We start from the raw sequence: 922 nt of genomic DNA on the forward strand, positions 1-922 counted from the left end.
TACCTTCTGTTCAACTTCTTTTTTAATTCTCACCTCTTCGTTAATAACTGCTCCAGATCTCTATATGCGATTAACCGCTGTCCAAACTGTAAAAATGGGATGAATTGGTGTTACTGTCATATCAGAAAATTTATTAAAAATCGCAAAAACCCTAGAATTTTCACGATGTCGTGGTTTTTAGGTGTTCATTTAATAGAATAGTATTACCAAAGTAATTCGTGCAGCTACTGGCTTGGCTTTTGTCCCTGATCTCAACATCAACAGAACCAATTTTAGGCTGTTGGTTTGTGGGTAGTCTTTATTATATAGTTTAGCGACATGTAGAATGAAAATTATTATCTTTGAAATGCTGATTTCCTAATAAGAATAAGACTGATTTACCCTTATGCTTTTAAAATTTTGGCTATCGTTTTGCAGCGTTAACCAGCTCAGCAAAAACAGTGTTGTTGGAATTGCTGTTTCATATGGGGATGAATGTTATATAGAAAAACTATAACAATCCAGTTTAAATTTTGACAATTTATAAAGTGAGACATTTAAGAAATACTCGAGTTTCTATCTGTAATTTTAAATAGTATTAGGCTCTTTTTCTTCTAAAATCAGAGGGTGTATTTTTCTTGATTTCTTTAAATTGTCTATTAAAATTAGATATGTTTTTAAATCCCGCTTCATAGGCGATTTCAGCAACGGTGAATTTATTTTTTGATAGTAGTAACTTGGTAGCATGTTCTACCCGTAATTCTGTTAAAAATTGAAAGTACGTTTTGTTTGTCCGTTTCTTANNAGTATTTGCAGAAGGCATTTTTTGTCATATTTGCTTTCTCAGACACCGCTTCTAAAGTAATGTTAGTATGGAAATTGCTCATTGTAAATTCAAATATATTACGCATTCTATTGCCTTCATAGTCTGAATATTGTTTTT

1 protein-coding gene is annotated in these 922 nt (G+C 31.5%); it reads right to left on the reverse strand.

Annotation, left to right across the window (positions count from 1 at the left end; all coding sequences use genetic code 11):
* Window positions 1-577 precede the first annotated feature (577 nt).
* Entirely contained in the window at window positions 578-802 is a 225-nt protein-coding gene (locus tag JEM65_RS21015) for a helix-turn-helix domain-containing protein (RefSeq protein WP_233530776.1), read from the reverse strand.
* Window positions 803-922: the final 120 nt, after the last annotated feature.

The organism is Gelidibacter salicanalis (assembly GCF_016469035.1).
Classification (GTDB): Bacteria; Bacteroidota; Bacteroidia; order Flavobacteriales; family Flavobacteriaceae; genus Gelidibacter; species Gelidibacter salicanalis_A.